The organism is Paenibacillus sp. NPDC057934, from assembly GCF_042887565.1.
Lineage (GTDB): Bacteria > Bacillota > Bacilli > Paenibacillales > Paenibacillaceae > Paenibacillus_AQ.
Window position 1 is genome coordinate 1 of sequence record NZ_JBHVPB010000017.1, and the last position, 13,891, is coordinate 13,891.

General features: G+C 47.0%; 20 protein-coding genes. 2 read left to right on the forward strand and 18 right to left on the reverse strand.

What is annotated here, in order from left to right; translation table 11 throughout:
• Positions 1 to 332: 332 nt before the first annotated feature.
• Positions 333 to 563 (reverse strand): hypothetical protein, encoded by a 231-nt coding sequence (locus ACFVRY_RS27455; RefSeq protein ID WP_066367494.1) that lies wholly within the window; start codon positions 561 to 563, stop codon positions 333 to 335.
• A 174-nt stretch (positions 564 to 737) separates the two neighbouring features.
• Complete coding sequence (locus tag ACFVRY_RS27460; RefSeq protein WP_387503483.1) at positions 738 to 1,349, reverse strand: stage II sporulation protein M; 612 nt, start codon at positions 1,347 to 1,349, stop codon at positions 738 to 740.
• 110 nt (positions 1,350 to 1,459) lie between these two features.
• Here ACFVRY_RS27460 and pdaB point away from each other — a divergent pair, with 110 nt between their 5' ends.
• Positions 1,460 to 2,266 carry a polysaccharide deacetylase family sporulation protein PdaB gene (gene pdaB / locus ACFVRY_RS27465; RefSeq protein ID WP_066367506.1) on the forward strand — a complete coding sequence of 269 codons (807 nt, stop codon included), beginning with the start codon at positions 1,460 to 1,462 and terminating at the stop codon, positions 2,264 to 2,266.
• 63 nt (positions 2,267 to 2,329) lie between these two features.
• On the opposite strand, the gene ACFVRY_RS27470 is transcribed toward pdaB, so the two are convergent.
• Entirely contained in the window at positions 2,330 to 3,151 is an 822-nt protein-coding gene (locus ACFVRY_RS27470; protein WP_066367508.1) for a PPK2 family polyphosphate kinase, read from the reverse strand.
• A 150-nt stretch (positions 3,152 to 3,301) separates the two neighbouring features.
• Positions 3,302 to 3,892, reverse strand: a complete 591-nt coding sequence (locus ACFVRY_RS27475) for a KinB-signaling pathway activation protein (protein WP_387503518.1) — start codon at positions 3,890 to 3,892, stop codon at positions 3,302 to 3,304.
• A 129-nt stretch (positions 3,893 to 4,021) separates the two neighbouring features.
• Between ACFVRY_RS27475 and gerD the strand changes: the two genes are divergently transcribed.
• Positions 4,022 to 4,708 (forward strand): spore germination lipoprotein GerD, encoded by a 687-nt coding sequence (gene gerD, locus ACFVRY_RS27480; protein WP_387503484.1) that lies wholly within the window; start codon positions 4,022 to 4,024, stop codon positions 4,706 to 4,708.
• A gap of 76 nt (positions 4,709 to 4,784) precedes the next feature.
• Here gerD and ACFVRY_RS27485 read toward each other — a convergent pair whose 3' ends face one another.
• From ACFVRY_RS27485 to ACFVRY_RS27550, 14 genes are all read right to left on the reverse strand, one after another.
• Positions 4,785 to 5,897, reverse strand: coding sequence for an Mrp/NBP35 family ATP-binding protein (locus ACFVRY_RS27485; protein WP_387503485.1), 1,113 nt, complete (start codon positions 5,895 to 5,897; stop codon positions 4,785 to 4,787).
• A 62-nt stretch (positions 5,898 to 5,959) separates the two neighbouring features.
• On the reverse strand, positions 5,960 to 6,733 hold the full coding sequence (gene cwlD / locus ACFVRY_RS27490; protein ID WP_387503486.1) for an N-acetylmuramoyl-L-alanine amidase CwlD: 774 nt from the start codon (positions 6,731 to 6,733) through the stop codon (positions 5,960 to 5,962).
• A 76-nt stretch (positions 6,734 to 6,809) separates the two neighbouring features.
• The gene (gene sat, locus ACFVRY_RS27495; protein ID WP_387503487.1) at positions 6,810 to 7,982 is read right to left on the reverse strand and encodes a sulfate adenylyltransferase; all 1,173 of its coding nucleotides are present in this window, start codon (positions 7,980 to 7,982) and stop codon (positions 6,810 to 6,812) included.
• 38 nt (positions 7,983 to 8,020) lie between these two features.
• The gene (locus tag ACFVRY_RS27500) at positions 8,021 to 8,713 is read right to left on the reverse strand and encodes a phosphoadenylyl-sulfate reductase (RefSeq protein WP_387503489.1); all 693 of its coding nucleotides are present in this window, start codon (positions 8,711 to 8,713) and stop codon (positions 8,021 to 8,023) included.
• 178 nt (positions 8,714 to 8,891) lie between these two features.
• Positions 8,892 to 9,284, reverse strand: coding sequence for a 30S ribosomal protein S9 (gene rpsI, locus ACFVRY_RS27505; protein ID WP_175370335.1), 393 nt, complete (start codon positions 9,282 to 9,284; stop codon positions 8,892 to 8,894).
• Between the two features lie 20 nt (positions 9,285 to 9,304).
• A complete protein-coding gene (rplM, locus tag ACFVRY_RS27510; RefSeq protein WP_066367540.1) occupies positions 9,305 to 9,742 on the reverse strand; it encodes a 50S ribosomal protein L13 in 438 nt (145 codons plus the stop codon).
• Between the two features lie 195 nt (positions 9,743 to 9,937).
• Complete coding sequence (gene truA, locus ACFVRY_RS27515; RefSeq protein WP_387503490.1) at positions 9,938 to 10,729, reverse strand: tRNA pseudouridine(38-40) synthase TruA; 792 nt, start codon at positions 10,727 to 10,729, stop codon at positions 9,938 to 9,940.
• A gap of 185 nt (positions 10,730 to 10,914) precedes the next feature.
• Positions 10,915 to 11,280: a 50S ribosomal protein L17 gene (gene rplQ / locus ACFVRY_RS27520; RefSeq protein ID WP_066367544.1), complete on the reverse strand. Its 366-nt coding sequence runs from the start codon at positions 11,278 to 11,280 to the stop codon at positions 10,915 to 10,917.
• 33 nt (positions 11,281 to 11,313) lie between these two features.
• A complete protein-coding gene (locus ACFVRY_RS27525; protein WP_066367546.1) occupies positions 11,314 to 12,258 on the reverse strand; it encodes a DNA-directed RNA polymerase subunit alpha in 945 nt (314 codons plus the stop codon).
• A gap of 130 nt (positions 12,259 to 12,388) precedes the next feature.
• Positions 12,389 to 12,784, reverse strand: coding sequence for a 30S ribosomal protein S11 (rpsK, locus tag ACFVRY_RS27530; RefSeq protein WP_066367554.1), 396 nt, complete (start codon positions 12,782 to 12,784; stop codon positions 12,389 to 12,391).
• A 19-nt stretch (positions 12,785 to 12,803) separates the two neighbouring features.
• Positions 12,804 to 13,172 carry a 30S ribosomal protein S13 gene (rpsM, locus tag ACFVRY_RS27535; RefSeq protein ID WP_066367557.1) on the reverse strand — a complete coding sequence of 123 codons (369 nt, stop codon included), beginning with the start codon at positions 13,170 to 13,172 and terminating at the stop codon, positions 12,804 to 12,806.
• A 19-nt stretch (positions 13,173 to 13,191) separates the two neighbouring features.
• Entirely contained in the window at positions 13,192 to 13,305 is a 114-nt protein-coding gene (rpmJ, locus tag ACFVRY_RS27540; protein ID WP_003322638.1) for a 50S ribosomal protein L36, read from the reverse strand.
• A gap of 53 nt (positions 13,306 to 13,358) precedes the next feature.
• The gene (infA, locus tag ACFVRY_RS27545; RefSeq protein ID WP_006212898.1) at positions 13,359 to 13,574 is read right to left on the reverse strand and encodes a translation initiation factor IF-1; all 216 of its coding nucleotides are present in this window, start codon (positions 13,572 to 13,574) and stop codon (positions 13,359 to 13,361) included.
• 2 nt (positions 13,575 to 13,576) lie between these two features.
• Positions 13,577 to 13,885 carry a hypothetical protein gene (locus tag ACFVRY_RS27550; protein ID WP_379205163.1) on the reverse strand — a complete coding sequence of 103 codons (309 nt, stop codon included), beginning with the start codon at positions 13,883 to 13,885 and terminating at the stop codon, positions 13,577 to 13,579.
• Positions 13,886 to 13,891 lie beyond the last annotated feature (6 nt).

Below are 13,891 nucleotides of genomic sequence, written 5' to 3' on the forward strand. Positions count from 1 at the left end.
TCATTTTGAAACATCTGACGAGAATTAAAAATTCTCATTTTGAATTCACTTTCGTGAATTCGATACTCACTCGTTGTTCAGTTTTCAAAGATCAATTTCTCGCTCGTCCGCTGCTTAATGTCTCAGCAGCGACCTTTATAATATATCATACTGTTGTGCTTTTTGGCAAGTGTTTTTTTCAAAAAGTTTTTTTCGTTTTTCTTGCCTGCGTTCTCCTTTTTAATAACCAAAAGGGGCGCGAGATATAATTTATCACGGCGCCCCCGTTTTAGTCAAGCTATTATTTTATATTTTTTAACTTGCCTTGAATTCTTACTATAACCTTTCTTTTTTCAATGCTTGAACTGAGAGGACTTCCCGCCCCAAGCATACTTGGACAGCTCTTTCTGGGGAGCGAAACGCGCATACATACGAAATACTGTTTTGTATCTGTTGGCGATAGCATGCCTAATATTCTGATCCAAGCGTTGATCGCTTAAGTCCAACAGCATCTCATCAAGCTCTTTTCGCAAAACATAATCCAGTTCCTTGCACTCCTTCTCGTTGAACAACATCCCCAACATATGCTTGGCCTCCTTCGCAAGGGTTTCATTTTGCAATTACCTCAAATTACAGAAACTGATGGCTATGGAAAAGTAGTTCATTGGACGGTATGGCACACTTTAAGTTGCTTACCTTTTATTTACCCACTTTCCTCAAATACATGACTCTAATGTTATGCTCATTTCCCAGATATTTTATGATAAAAGAGAAAATGTAATTGTGCTTTCAATAATAGCTGCGACAAACAGGAGGATGACGATCCATATGGATGCCGTTAATGTCTGTCTCATAAAGAAAGACCAATCTTCTCCCCTCGTCCCGCTCCTCTCAGCTCTTCTGAAGATACTAGCGACAACCTTAGCTCCAAATTGCAGTCCAAAAGCACAAGCAATAATAATAGCGGGAATCTCAATAATCCCGTGCGGCAACAATCCTTTCACAATCAACGAGAACAAATCTTGGCCTTGAAGTGCCGACAAATGCACAATATAGCCGATTACTGCACCATTGATTAGCAGGAATAACGCCGGCAGTATGCCAAACAATGCTCCTAGAAAGATAATAACGACACCTTTAATACTGTTGTTTAAAAATATAAACACAAAGAAGCTCCATTGGGGGTTAGACGATTCCTTTAGTGTTCCGCTAATTGTTCTGAGACCCTCCAGTTGCTGCATAAGTAGTTTTTCCAAACCTTCTGTGCCGATCCAGCCGAACACTATACCCAAGGCGAACAGCAGCAGTGAGAACAACAATGCCTTTTGGATAGATTTAAGATCTTTGGCAAAAGTGAAGAACGATAGCATAGATACCTCCTGATATTAGTGATCTCCCTATCCCGAGGGTCATAACATGACGGTACGAGCATACATTTAGAACAAACAAGCATTTACTGGGGAGAGGAGCGCTGTCATTTATGAATTCTTTTTATGTATTTAGCGGCAAGAAGATCAAAAGGTTCTTTTACATCTTCGCTGCTGCGCTGCTTGCTGCCGGTGTAGTGTATGTCGAGAGGGGGAATATTACGGTGTTTTCACAAGCCGCCCCCCCTTCCGCGATCTACAGTGTACCGACGGAGAAGAAGCTGATTGCCCTGACGTTTGATATTAGCTGGGGAGAGAAAAGGCCTGGACCAATTCTCAAGGTGCTGGAAGACAAAAAGGTAGATAAGGCAACCTTCTTCCTGTCCTCGCCGTGGAGTAAAACTCACACTGATATTGTAACAAACATCAAGGATGCAGGCTATGAGATTGGCAGTCATGGACACAAGCACGTCAATTACAGTCAACTTAGCAACGAGGAAATTCGCACACAAATTAGTACCGCTCACACCGTATTGACCGAGTTGACAGGGAAAGAACCAAATCTGATCCGTATGCCCAATGGCGACTTTGACAAAAGAGTGCTTCAGGTGGCCACCGATCTCGGTTACAAAGTGATTCAATGGGACACCGATTCCTTGGACTGGAAAAACATCGGCGTGGATAATATCGTTAAACGTGTGACGACAAAAGCTCATCCGGGAGATATCGTGCTTCTGCATGCCAGCGACTCTTGTAAGCAGACTCACGAGGCCCTCCCAAGAATTATTGATGAGCTGCGCGCCCAAGGTTATGAATTCGTTACCGTATCCGAGCTTCTCAGCCAAAGCAGCACTGAGGGCAAGGAAGTCCGGGATTCTGCTTGGCTGAATGACCGGCTGGAGGATGCAGCCGGCATGTAATACCTGAATTGCCTTCCCTGTGGTACCGCTGATTGCACAAGAGGCCTATCCATTCCTCAAATCTTAACGATGTGGAGAAATGAGCTCCGAGATATTGGGTGTGGGGGTGTCCAGTTTCGGATAACTCAGATCAAGCCCCTCCAGCGTCTTCACTACAATGGATAGAGCCAAATAATTGCGGTACCACCGGTGATTGGCAGGAATCCAGTACCACGGTGCTTTTTCTATACTGCTCTCCCGGAAAACATCTTCGTACGCCTTCTGGTAATTATCCCAATACTCCCGCTCCTGCAGATCACTAACATCAAATTTCCAGTGCTTCTTGGGATCATGGAGACGCTCCTGGATCTTCTCCATCTGCTTCTCCTTGGATATATGCAAAAAGAGCTTGACGATAGTCGTCCCCTCTTCAGCGAGCATTTCCTCAAACTGGCGAATATATCGAAAACGGCGCTTCAACTCCTCTTTGCTCAGATCGCCGTGTACACGGGGAACCAGCACATCCTCATAATGCGAGCGATTGAAGGCAGAGATGTAGCCCTTAGGTGGTGTCTTCTGATGGACTCTCCACAAGAAATCATGCGCCGCTTCATCCAGAGTAGGTTTCTTAAAGCTGGTGACTGTGAAGCCTTGGGGATTGAGTCCCGAGAAAATATGTTTGACTGTTCCGTCCTTCCCGCTGGAATCCATGCCTTGCAGTATCACGAGCAGTGAATGTTTCTTTTGGGCAAAAAGAATGTCCTGCAGTTCTGCAAGCCGCTCTTTCAGCCGCTCCGTCTCCACGCTTGCCTCTTCCTTCGACTTGAACGTTCCTTTCTCACCCGGATCCAATTTGCTTAGCGAGATTTCGTTTGTGTCTTTTATCATATAGCGCTTGATGCCCATATATTCCCCTCCCCATTAAGATGAATTCGCAATAAAAGCGTCTTTCTGAGATTACCCTCCAGTGTCCGTTTTTAACCGTTCTTCCCACATAAAATAAAAATCCTCGCCTCCTTGCACAATAAGGAAACGAGGAATTCAGCATATTCTCCTTCAGGCAGCCTGGGGCTTCAAAACACGGTGAAGCATCAAGATTTGGAAGGCATTGCAGGCTATCAAAGGAACAATAATAAATACAGTGGCACTGTCAACGCCAATGCGAAGCACGCCGATGGTTTCTACGATAGTAATCGCTGTCATAAAGAAAAAAGTGGGGATCCAGGCAGAGAAGTTCGTACTCCGCACCTTAAAGTAAGTTACTAAAATAGCGGATAGCAGAATCAAAATCCCTAAGAACAGGTCTGAGGTTACGTTTCGCTCCCCGCCCACGACAGAGCGCAAGAAGACGAGTTCCAGCAAGGCGAGCACGGCCAGCACCAGTTGTATGTACTGCCAGACTTTTCGCGGAAATACGCCAATGCCCATGTAGTTCAGAATCAGATAGGCGAAAAAGCCAAGCTGAGAATAGACGCTAACCAGCATTCCATATCCCAATAAAATAAGCGGGTACAGCAGAAAGTCTGCCGTACTTTTAAAATCAATCTTGCCATTCACTGCCTGCAGTGCAAGACCGGTAATGACAGCCCCGGCCGCTCCGATAAGCAGCGTAGTCCAAAATAAATAAAACCACTTTTTAATGCTCAGCCAGTTCACCCCCCTCATGTCAGATTTATTTTACCAAGGTTACCGGCAAAAAACCATTGCTGAGTGACATTAAATGTATTCTCAAGCGGCATACTACATATCAAAATCCTACAAAGGAGGGCAGTGCCAATGAAATGGAGGACGATGGGTTTCGCCAGTTTAACATTGAGCTTGGTCCTGACCTTGACGGCCTGTGGAGGCGAACAAAGCAGTTCTTCCTCAGGACAAGGCGGATACAAGGAAATGAAGACCATGGTTGTTGATATATTAAAAAGTGATGATGGGAAAAAGGCGGTCGAAGAGGCTCTTTCAAGTCCCAGCTCAGGTGGCGGTGAAGGTGGCGGGAGCGGAATGAGTATGAAAATGGTTCCGCTTCAGACCACAGAACAAATTCGCGTGGCAGTCAAGGACACACTGACCGCGCCGGAGTACAAAAAGGAACTTGAGAAGATCATGACAGACCCGAAGTTTGCGGGTGAATTCGCCAAAGCGATTAACGCACAAAGCAAAGAACTTCATCAACAGCTGATCAAGGACCCCACGTACCAGAAATCGGTTGGGGAAATTATGAAGTCTCCAGAAATGACGAAGATGTATCTGGATCTCACCAAAACCCCAGACTACCGCAAGCAAACGATGACGATTATGCAGGATGCGATGCAGAATCCCCTGTTCCGGATGGAAGTGCTCAATCTTCTGAAGAGCGTGGTTCAGGAAGAGCTTCAGCCGAAGGCTCAGAAGAAGGAAGGCGGAGGGCAAGGCGAAGGTGGAAAGCAAGATGGTGGTGGGGGCGGAGGGGACGACTCCGGATCTTAAATAATGCACAACAAAGAGGCCCTTCCCCCGCAAAACGGAGAAATGGCCTCTTTTTCTTTTTTAATGAGATGCAGTTTTATTCTTGCTCATATTTAGCGATCAGCTTGTCCGCCACTTCGGCAAATAACAAGGCTGCCGTTGTCTCTTCTTTATATATCGAAGGGGAGAAGTCCGGCTCTGAAATATGATTATCCGGTGCCCCGAGTGGAATTTGAGCCAAAAGCTCTGTATGTAGAGTCTCCGCCAGTCTGGCACCGCCACCACGTCCGAAGATATATTCCTTCTGTCCACAGGCCGAGCATTCGTAATAGGACATATTCTCAATGACCCCGATAACCTCATGATCCGTCTGCAAAGCCATAGCGCCCGCTCTAGCGGCTACAAAGGCCGCAGTGGCATGTGGAGTGGTTACGATGATCTCTTTGCTCTGCGGAAGCATCTGATGCACGTCCAGGGCCACATCACCTGTTCCTGGAGGAAGATCCAGCAACATATAGTCTAATTCTCCCCAGCCTACATCGCTGACGAATTGACGCAGCATCTTGCCAAGCATCGGCCCACGCCAAATGACAGGGCTGTTCTCACGGATGAAGAAGCCCATGGACATCACTTTTACACCAAAACGCTCCACAGGAATGATTGTCCCTTCTTCGACGACCGGACCTTCCTCAATGCCCATCATATCTGGGACACTGAAGCCATAGATATCGGCGTCAATCAGGCCTACCTTCTTACCTTTACGGGCCAAGGCTACCGCCAAGTTGACTGTGACGGTTGATTTTCCTACACCGCCTTTGCCACTCGCTACAGCAATAAACTTCACACCTGATTCCGGACTGATCAGTTCATGATCATCAAGACCGGCAGCATGGCCTTTTTTCAGCTTAGCCTCTTTCTCCGCTTCGGACTCCTCGAAACTTCCACCTCTATGGAGCGAGCGCTCATAGTCTGTGGCGTCCCTAAGCCGGATATGCACGTTCCCAGCCCCGCCTTTCTCCAGCAAATCACGCACCTGCTGTTCCAACTCTATGCGTCTTTGCTCTTCTGAATCCAGACAGACAATGGACAGTGAGACACGATCCTCTTTAATCATAATATCGCGAATTAATTGCAGTTCGATAAGGCTTTTTCCGGTTTCCGGGTCTTTAATGTTCTGCAAAAGTTCCTGAATTTGTTCCCTGGTCAGCATGGAAAGCACCTCAGTTTCACTTCCGGACAGAATTGCTCCGGTGTTTTTGTCTTATTATAGCATTACCTTTCTATGGAAGAGTAGTCCTTGCCCGGCTGCTCCGATGCGTATCGGAGGATTCCCCGGTATATACTGGTCGCTACCTTGCGCTGATAAACATCATCCCCAAGAAGCAACGATTCCTGTGGATGCGATAGAAACCCTACTTCTACCAGCACAGACGGCATCTTCAGCGCCTTCAGCAGATACACCGTATTAACTGTCTTGGCCACACGATCCGTATTCTCCAGTGTATTTCTCAGCTCGGCCTGTACGAAATCTGCTAGTGGCTTGTTATCCTGGTTATTGGGATAGTAAAAGGTTTGTGCTCCGCTCCAGCGGTTGGAGGGAATGCTGTTCATATGAACGCTGATAAACAGGTCCACCCGCTTCTCTTCAATCGTTCTGACCCGTCGCTTAAGGTCCTCTGTCTTGCGCTTCGCATAACCCTTTGTATCATTCTGTGCCAAGTCGTAATCGCCCTCACGGGTCATCACTACAATAGCACCGGCCTGCTGTAGATAATCACGTAGATAGAGAGAAACGGACAGATTGATATCCTTCTCAATCAACCCTTCTCGACTGACAGCACCGCCATCCGGTCCCCCGTGGCCGGCATCTACAGCGATAACTTTGCCAGACAGAGGCAGACTCCAATAATTCGTTGTTTTCGCTGTAGGCATGTCATAGGCGATGATTCCAATCATCAATGCCAGTAAGGCCATACCGAGCATGCCTTTTTTGATACTGCTCCATGAGATCCAGACCGAGACTTTACTCTGCTTTCGGCCAGACATAACAAAGACCCCCTCGTCCCGATAGATTCTACTCATCTATATGGGACAAGAGGGTCAATTATTACTAGCTTTGGATTTATCGAACAGAGGCTTCCGGTGACATCCCTTCAATTAACACCTGTGCGACCTCTGGGCGGGTGAATTCTGGTGGTGGGCAAGTGCCCTCACGCAGCAATCCCCGCACTTTGGTGCCAGACAAGGTTAAATGATCTTCTTCTGGATGCGGGCAAGTTTTGTTCGAAGCCATATTGCCGCATTTTTTGCAGAAAAAACTATGTTCAAAGAATAATGGCGTTATTCCAAGCTCATCAGCGGTAAAGTTCGTAAAGATTTCCTGTGCTTCGTAGGTGCCATAATAATCTCCGACCCCGGCATGATCGCGTCCAACAATGAAATGGGTACAACCGTAGTTTTTACGCACCATGGCATGGAAAATCGCTTCCCGTGGCCCTGCGTAACGCATGGCAGCCGGAAACACACCAAGAAAAGTACGATCTTCCGGATAATAATTCTCCAAAAGAACCAAATAACTTTTCATGCGGACATTGGCCGGAACATCATCCGACTTGGTCTCTCCAACTAGCGGATTCAGGAACAACGCGTCTACAACCTCCATAGCGCACTTCTGGATGTACTCATGAGCGCGGTGCACCGGATTGCGTGTCTGAAAGCCTACAACCGTTCTCCAGCCCTTATCCACAAAGATTTTACGGGTCTCCGAAGGGTCGAAATAGAATTCTCCGAACTTCGCCGGTTGTGGACGATTCAAAACAGTAATGGGTCCGCCAACATAAGTGGAGGGACGCGCTAATAACTTGCTCACACCCGGATGTTCGGGGTCCGTTGTCTTGAAGACATGCTGTGCTTCTACAATCTGATCCACATTATATAGGCTCTCAACATCCAGCACTCCATAAATCACGCCATCTTCCTGCCCAACCAGCGTGACCTGCTCTCCTACACTAAGGCCGGCTGCAACTTCTTCTTCCACAGCCAGTGTTATCGGAATACTCCATACCGTACCATCCGCCAGGCGCATATCTTGAACAACGGAATGGTAGTCCTGCTCATTCAGAAAGCCCGTAAGCGGCGAAAAAGCACCCACTGCTATAAGATCAAGATCAGAGATTGTCCAAGTGTTAATGGCGATGGATTTGTTATGCACTGAGGCTTGTAGCAGTCGCTCCCGCTCTGCCCCTTCAGCTATTCTTTGAACCAGTGTTCCGCCATGCGGAAGTATTGAAGTCATCTATACTCTCCCTTTCCGTGTTGTGGCGGCAGTATGCCTTATTTGTGCAACCCGCATTCGGTTTTCTCCGATCCTGACCAACGTCCCGCACGCGGGTCTTCACCAGGCATAACCTGTCGTGTGCAATACTCACAACCGATACTCGGGTAATTCTGATCATGCAGTGGATTATAGAGCACATTATTCTCACGAATGTAGTTCCAGACATCTTCACTTGTCCAGTCAGCAATGGGATTGAATTTGACAAGGCCGAACTTATAATCATATTCGACTTTTTTGGCATTGGCACGTGTAGGTGCCTGATCGCGTCTGATTCCTGTTATCCAGGCTTCATACTGAGACAAAATTCGCGTAAGCGGTTCAACTTTACGGATACCACAACATTGATTGGGATCTGTACTCCATAGCGCATCACCGTACTGAAGTGCTTGTTCCTGCGGAGTGATTTGTGGAGCTACACGGACAAACTCCAAGCCGTATTTCTCTGACATCACGTCTCTGGTTTCATAAGTTTCTTTGAAATGAAAATCGGTATCGAGGTAAAACACATCTGTAGAAGGGCTGACTTTTTGGAGCATATCCACCAAAACCACATCTTCTGCACCAAAGCTGCAGGCAAACGTTATATTAGGAAAGGTGTCTACTGCCCAGCGAATAATTTCCTCGGGAGAGGCATTTTCCAATTCATCAGCCTTGATCTTGGTCAAATCTTCCTTCTCAAGCAGATTCATATTTAATTCCCCCATCCTTATAGAAAAACCTTATTAATCCCAACTATTTTTATATGGAATAGTATATAACTTTCCCTGAAGATGTCAATAAAATTGGATGAAATAAACATTTGCCCAGCGAATAATAATATAAAAAGAAGACCCATCTCCATAGGAAAAGGGTCTTCTTGTATAAATATTAACGTTTCGAGAACTGAGGAGCACGACGAGCTGCTTTAAGGCCGTATTTCTTACGTTCCTTCATACGTGGGTCACGAGTCAGGAAGCCGGCTTTCTTCAGCGATGGACGGAACTCAGGATCAGCTTTCAGCAACGCACGGGAAATTCCGTGACGGATTGCGCCAGCTTGACCAGAGATACCGCCACCATGAGCCAGTACGATTACATCGTAGCTGTTCAAGGTTTCAGTCAGGTTCAAAGGTTGTTTTACGATCAGTTTGAGTGTTTCCAAACCGAAATATTCGTTGATATCGCGTTTGTTAATGACAATGCGTCCTTCACCCGGTACAAGGCGAACACGTGCTACCGAATGTTTACGACGACCTGTCCCATAGTATTGTACTTGTGCCATGAAACTGTCCTCCCTTATTCTTATCCGCGAAGTTCGTAAACTTCAGGTTTTTGTGCTGCATGTGGATGCTCAGCGCCTGCATAGACTTTCAATCTCAACTTCATCTGATTGCCTTGACGAGTCTTAGGAATCATACCGTGAACAGCAGATTCAAGAACACGCTCAGGTTTAGTCTTAAGCAACTCTCCAGCTGTAGTAACTTTCAAGCCGCCCGGGTGCATCGAGTGACGGTAGTACTTTTTGTTCTCCAATTTCTTACCAGTCAATTCGATCTTCTCAGCGTTGATAACAACTACGAAATCTCCTGTATCAACATGTGGAGTGAATTGCGGTTTGTGTTTGCCACGGATCAAAGCAGCGGCTTCGCTTGCCAAACGACCAAGTGTTTTGCCTTCGGCATCAATGATGTGCCAATTGCGTTCAACTTCGTTTGGTTTCGCCATATAGGTGGTACGCATGAATGTTTCCTCCTTGTTCTCGTACGAAAATCATCTGTTTCGTATATCTTGTTTCTCATTGAATTACAATTGTGAATGTTAGTGTAAAGCAGACTTAGTTGGTGTAATCTTGATCGGGGCTGTGGGATAGCCATCAAGAAAACACAACTTTTATTCTACAGTATAAGCACCACAAGTGCAAGTGAAACTTAGGTTTCAATCAGCTTTTTTATAATCGGCCTCTTCATATTCTACGCTCCACAGCGTAAGCCCTTTAGCCACAGCTGTAGGGCCTGCTGCACCACGATCACAGGCTGCCAGAATATGTGCTACTTTATCCGCAGGGCATTTCCCTTGTCCCACATTGATCAGCGTTCCCATAATAATACGGACCATATGCTGCAAGAAACCACTCCCGGTAATAAAAACATGAATAACTCCCTGATCCCTTGGATTCAGCCTGCACATACTTCTGTCTACCTCCATATGCGCCTCATAGATCGTTCGAACATGGGATGTCTTCGTCGAATGCCGTGAAGCAAAGGAAGTAAAGTCATGTGTACCCAGAAGGTAGGCCAAACCCTGCTGCATAGCAGTTACGTCCAGAATGCCTGGATGATGCAGCTGCCAGCGTCTCTGAAAAGGATCTGGGAACTGATTCGCGTTAATCGTATACCGGTAGGTCTTGCGCTTTGCGCTTCTCCGGGAATGGAACGACAGCGGAACTTCTCTCGCTTCCGTAACCACAATATCCTGCGGTAATCTCGCATTCAGGGCCAGACACCAGCGTTCCAGCGGGATTTTCGAGGAGGTGATGAAATTGAACGGCTGGCCGTATGCATGTACTCCGGCATCCGTGCGCCCTGAAGCGTGTATCTTGAGGTCTTCGCCCGTCAAATGGAGTATAGCCTCTTCCAACCGATCTTGAATCGTATTGCCCTGTGGCTGGGTCTGAAAGCCATCATAAGTCGTTCCGTCATAATTGACCTTCATCAATAGATTGCGCATTCCATTCTCCTTTACAAAAAAAAGAGCCCCTGCGGGAGCTCCTTCTACTCTAACAAGGCGATTCCCGCGGTTAGTTGTACGGCAGGGCCTATAAGCCCCTGCTGCACAATAACACTGATCTTTCCCATGAACCATTTTCCGAGGAAAATGATCTCTGGGGTTACCGGAAATCAAAACCTCCGTTACTACGCGCGGTCTACCAGCTCAAGGTAAACCATTGGCGCAGCATCGCCACGGCGAGGTCCCAGTTTCATGATACGAGTGTATCCACCTGGACGCTCTGTGTAACGAGGAGCAATATCAGAGAACAACTTTTGGATTGCATCTTGTTCGCCATCTACAGTCTCGCGACGCACAAATGCAGCTACTTGACGGCGAGCATGAAGATCGCCCTTTTTCGCTTTAGTGATTAGTTTCTCAGCGATGGAACGAACTTCCTTCGCCTTGGCTTCCGTTGTTTGGATACGCTCATACAAGAACAGATCCGTTACCAAGTCACGAAACAAAGCTTTACGCGCACTGGAATCACGGCCCAATTTTTGGTATGCCATTATATTCCCTCCTTTACTATAGCAATCTGATCGCTATTCTTCTGTACGGAGTCCTAAACCGAGTTCCTCAAGCTTTTCCTGAACTTCTTCTAAAGATTTACGACCAAGGTTACGCACCTTCATCATATCTTCTTCCGTCTTCGTGGTAAGCTCCTGCACGGTGTTGATACCGGCGCGTTTGAGGCAGTTGTAGGAACGGACAGAAAGATCAAGCTCTTCGATTGTCATCTCAAGCACTTTTTCTTTTTTGTCTTCTTCTTTTTCAACCATAATTTCGGCGTCTTTCGCTTCATCCGTAAGTCCTACGAACAATACGAGGTGCTCGTTCAAAATTTTGGCTCCGAGGCTTACAGCCTCTTCCGGTCTGATGCTACCATCTGTCCAGATCTCAAGCGTCAATTTGTCATAGTTGGTTACTTGCCCAACACGAGTGTTGTCAATGACGTAGTTAACGCGTGAGATAGGCGTGTAGATGGAGTCAACCGGGATAACGCCGATTGGCTGGTCTTCGCGTTTGTTCCGGTCCGCTTGGACATAGCCACGACCACGGCCTGCAAAAATTCGCATGTGAAGTCTCGCACCAGGTCCCAGCGTTGCAATATGAAGATCCGGGTTCAGGATCTCAACGTCGCTGTCCGCACGGATATCACCTGCGGTCACGACGCCTTCCCCTTCAGCATCAATCTCGAACACTTTCTCCTCATCGGAATGAATCTTCAGGGAGAGAGCTTTCAGGTTCAAAATGATTTCCGTCACATCTTCCATTACGCCAGGAATGGTGGAGAACTCATGCAGAACACCGTCAATTTGGACCGAAGTCACTGCGGCTCCCGGAAGGGAGGACAGCAGTATCCGGCGAAGCGAGTTCCCCAGAGTCGTGCCATATCCACGTTCCAGCGGTTCAACTACGAATTTCCCATAGGTTCCTTCTTCATTGGCTTCTACGGTCTCAATTTTCGGCTTTTCAATTTCTATCACGAGTGTACCCCTCCTTCAAACGTCGCTCCTATATGAAACTGTCACCCATCAGGTGCATCATGTAGTATGCCTAAACACCTATTATTAGCAGATGCGTCAGAATTATACCACAATCACGATACTGATTTCACTATACGCGGCGGCGTTTTGGCGGACGGCATCCATTGTGAGGAACTGGAGTAACGTCTTTAATGAGGTTAACTTCAAGACCAGCGGCTTGAAGGGAACGGATGGCTGCTTCGCGGCCCGCGCCCGGTCCTTTAACCATAACTTCAACGGATTTCATGCCGTGTTCCATAGCGGCTTTCGCTGCTGTCTCGGCTGCCATTTGCGCTGCATATGGAGTCGATTTACGGGAACCTCTGAATCCTTGGCCGCCGGAGCTAGCCCAGGAAATTGCATTACCGTGAGGATCCGTGATGGTAACGATGGTGTTGTTGAACGTGGAACGAATGTGTGCCACGCCACTCTCGATATTTTTACGGTCGCGACGTTTGGTACGTACGACTTTTTTCGGTTTAGCCATTGTCTCTTATCCCCCCTTATTATTTCTTTTTGTTTGCTACCGTACGACGCGGGCCTTTCCGGGTACGGGCATTCGTTTTAGTGCGTTGACCGCGAACAGGCAATCCACGACGGTGACGAACACCGCGGTAACAGCCGATCTCAGTAAGACGCTTAATATTTAAGGAAATTTCACGACGAAGGTCACCTTCAACCTTAACGGACTTGTCGATCGTTTCACGCAGTTTGCTGACTTCATCTTCCGTCAAATCACGGACACGTGTATTAGCGCTAATGCCTGTTTCATTAAGAATTTTCTGGGAAGTCGTTTTACCGATTCCGAAAATATAAGTCAAGGCGATCTCAACGCGTTTGTCACGTGGCAAATCCACTCCAGCTATACGAGCCATTTTACGCTACACCCCCTTCTTAACCTTGTTTTTGTTTGTGTTTCGGATTTTCGCAAATTACCATAACAGTCCCTTTGCGGCGGATGACTTTGCATTTCTCGCAAATGGGCTTTACAGAAGGTCTTACCTTCATGCTAATTACCTCCTCAAAGTTTTGCGAAGCAAAACTTTTTTCGTAGTTCCCATCTATTTACGGTAAGTTATACGACCTTTAGTCAAATCATAAGGCGATAACTGCACGACCACTTTGTCTCCGGTCAATATACGGATAAAGTGCATCCGCAATTTACCGGATACATGGGCAAGTATTTGATGACCGTTTTCCAGTTCAACCTTAAATGTTGCATTAGGCAACGGCTCAATGACCGTACCTTCCACCTCAATGACATCTTCCTTAGCCACAGTTAGTCTCCTTTCTCTTTCGCGCTTATTCCTTCGGGATCACCATACTTCGTCACTGCAAAACGCAGCTTTCCGTTGGTCACCCTTCCGGTCTCTTTCAAACTGTCCACAACCTCACTGCTGATGAAAGGTATGAGCTCCAGATGAAGAATATTCTTCTTCTTCGGCACGTCAAACTTGCGTTTGTCCCCATCGGCAATGTATACAAATCTGCTGTCAACAACTGCGATAACAATGGCAGCCTCTCCGGCATCCTTGCCTTTGAGAATTCTCACCAATTGACCAACCTGCGGGCTGCTCCCAGTACTCAAATGAAG

Bases quoted from the DNA above. Each gene is read 5' to 3' on its own strand.
- rpsM (WP_066367557.1), bottom strand. From the start codon at position 13,172: ATGGCTCGTATAGCTGGAGTGGATTTGCCACGTGACAAACGCGTTGAG.
- ACFVRY_RS27460 (WP_387503483.1), bottom strand. From the start codon at position 1,349: ATGCTATCGTTCTTCACTTTTGCCAAAGATCTTAAATCTATCCAAAAG.
- ACFVRY_RS27455 (WP_066367494.1), bottom strand. From the start codon at position 563: ATGTTGGGGATGTTGTTCAACGAGAAGGAGTGCAAGGAACTGGATTAT.
- rpsI (WP_175370335.1), bottom strand. From the start codon at position 9,284: ATGGCACAAGTACAATACTATGGGACAGGTCGTCGTAAACATTCGGTA.
- ACFVRY_RS27470 (WP_066367508.1), bottom strand. From the start codon at position 3,151: ATGGGCATCAAGCGCTATATGATAAAAGACACAAACGAAATCTCGCTA.
- cwlD (WP_387503486.1), bottom strand. From the start codon at position 6,733: ATGTCTGGCCGAAAGCAGAGTAAAGTCTCGGTCTGGATCTCATGGAGC.
- rpsK (WP_066367554.1), bottom strand. From the start codon at position 12,784: ATGGCTAAACCGAAAAAAGTCGTACGTACCAAACGTCGCGACCGTAAA.
- ACFVRY_RS27500 (WP_387503489.1), bottom strand. From the start codon at position 8,713: ATGAATCTGCTTGAGAAGGAAGATTTGACCAAGATCAAGGCTGATGAA.
- pdaB (WP_066367506.1), top strand. From the start codon at position 1,460: ATGAATTCTTTTTATGTATTTAGCGGCAAGAAGATCAAAAGGTTCTTT.
- rplM (WP_066367540.1), bottom strand. From the start codon at position 9,742: ATGCGTACCACCTATATGGCGAAACCAAACGAAGTTGAACGCAATTGG.
- ACFVRY_RS27485 (WP_387503485.1), bottom strand. From the start codon at position 5,897: ATGCTGACCAGGGAACAAATTCAGGAACTTTTGCAGAACATTAAAGAC.
- gerD (WP_387503484.1), top strand. From the start codon at position 4,022: ATGAAATGGAGGACGATGGGTTTCGCCAGTTTAACATTGAGCTTGGTC.
- truA (WP_387503490.1), bottom strand. From the start codon at position 10,729: ATGCGCAATCTATTGATGAAGGTCAATTATGACGGAACGACTTATGAT.
- sat (WP_387503487.1), bottom strand. From the start codon at position 7,982: ATGACTTCAATACTTCCGCATGGCGGAACACTGGTTCAAAGAATAGCT.
- rplQ (WP_066367544.1), bottom strand. From the start codon at position 11,280: ATGGCATACCAAAAATTGGGCCGTGATTCCAGTGCGCGTAAAGCTTTG.
- rpmJ (WP_003322638.1), bottom strand. From the start codon at position 13,305: ATGAAGGTAAGACCTTCTGTAAAGCCCATTTGCGAGAAATGCAAAGTC.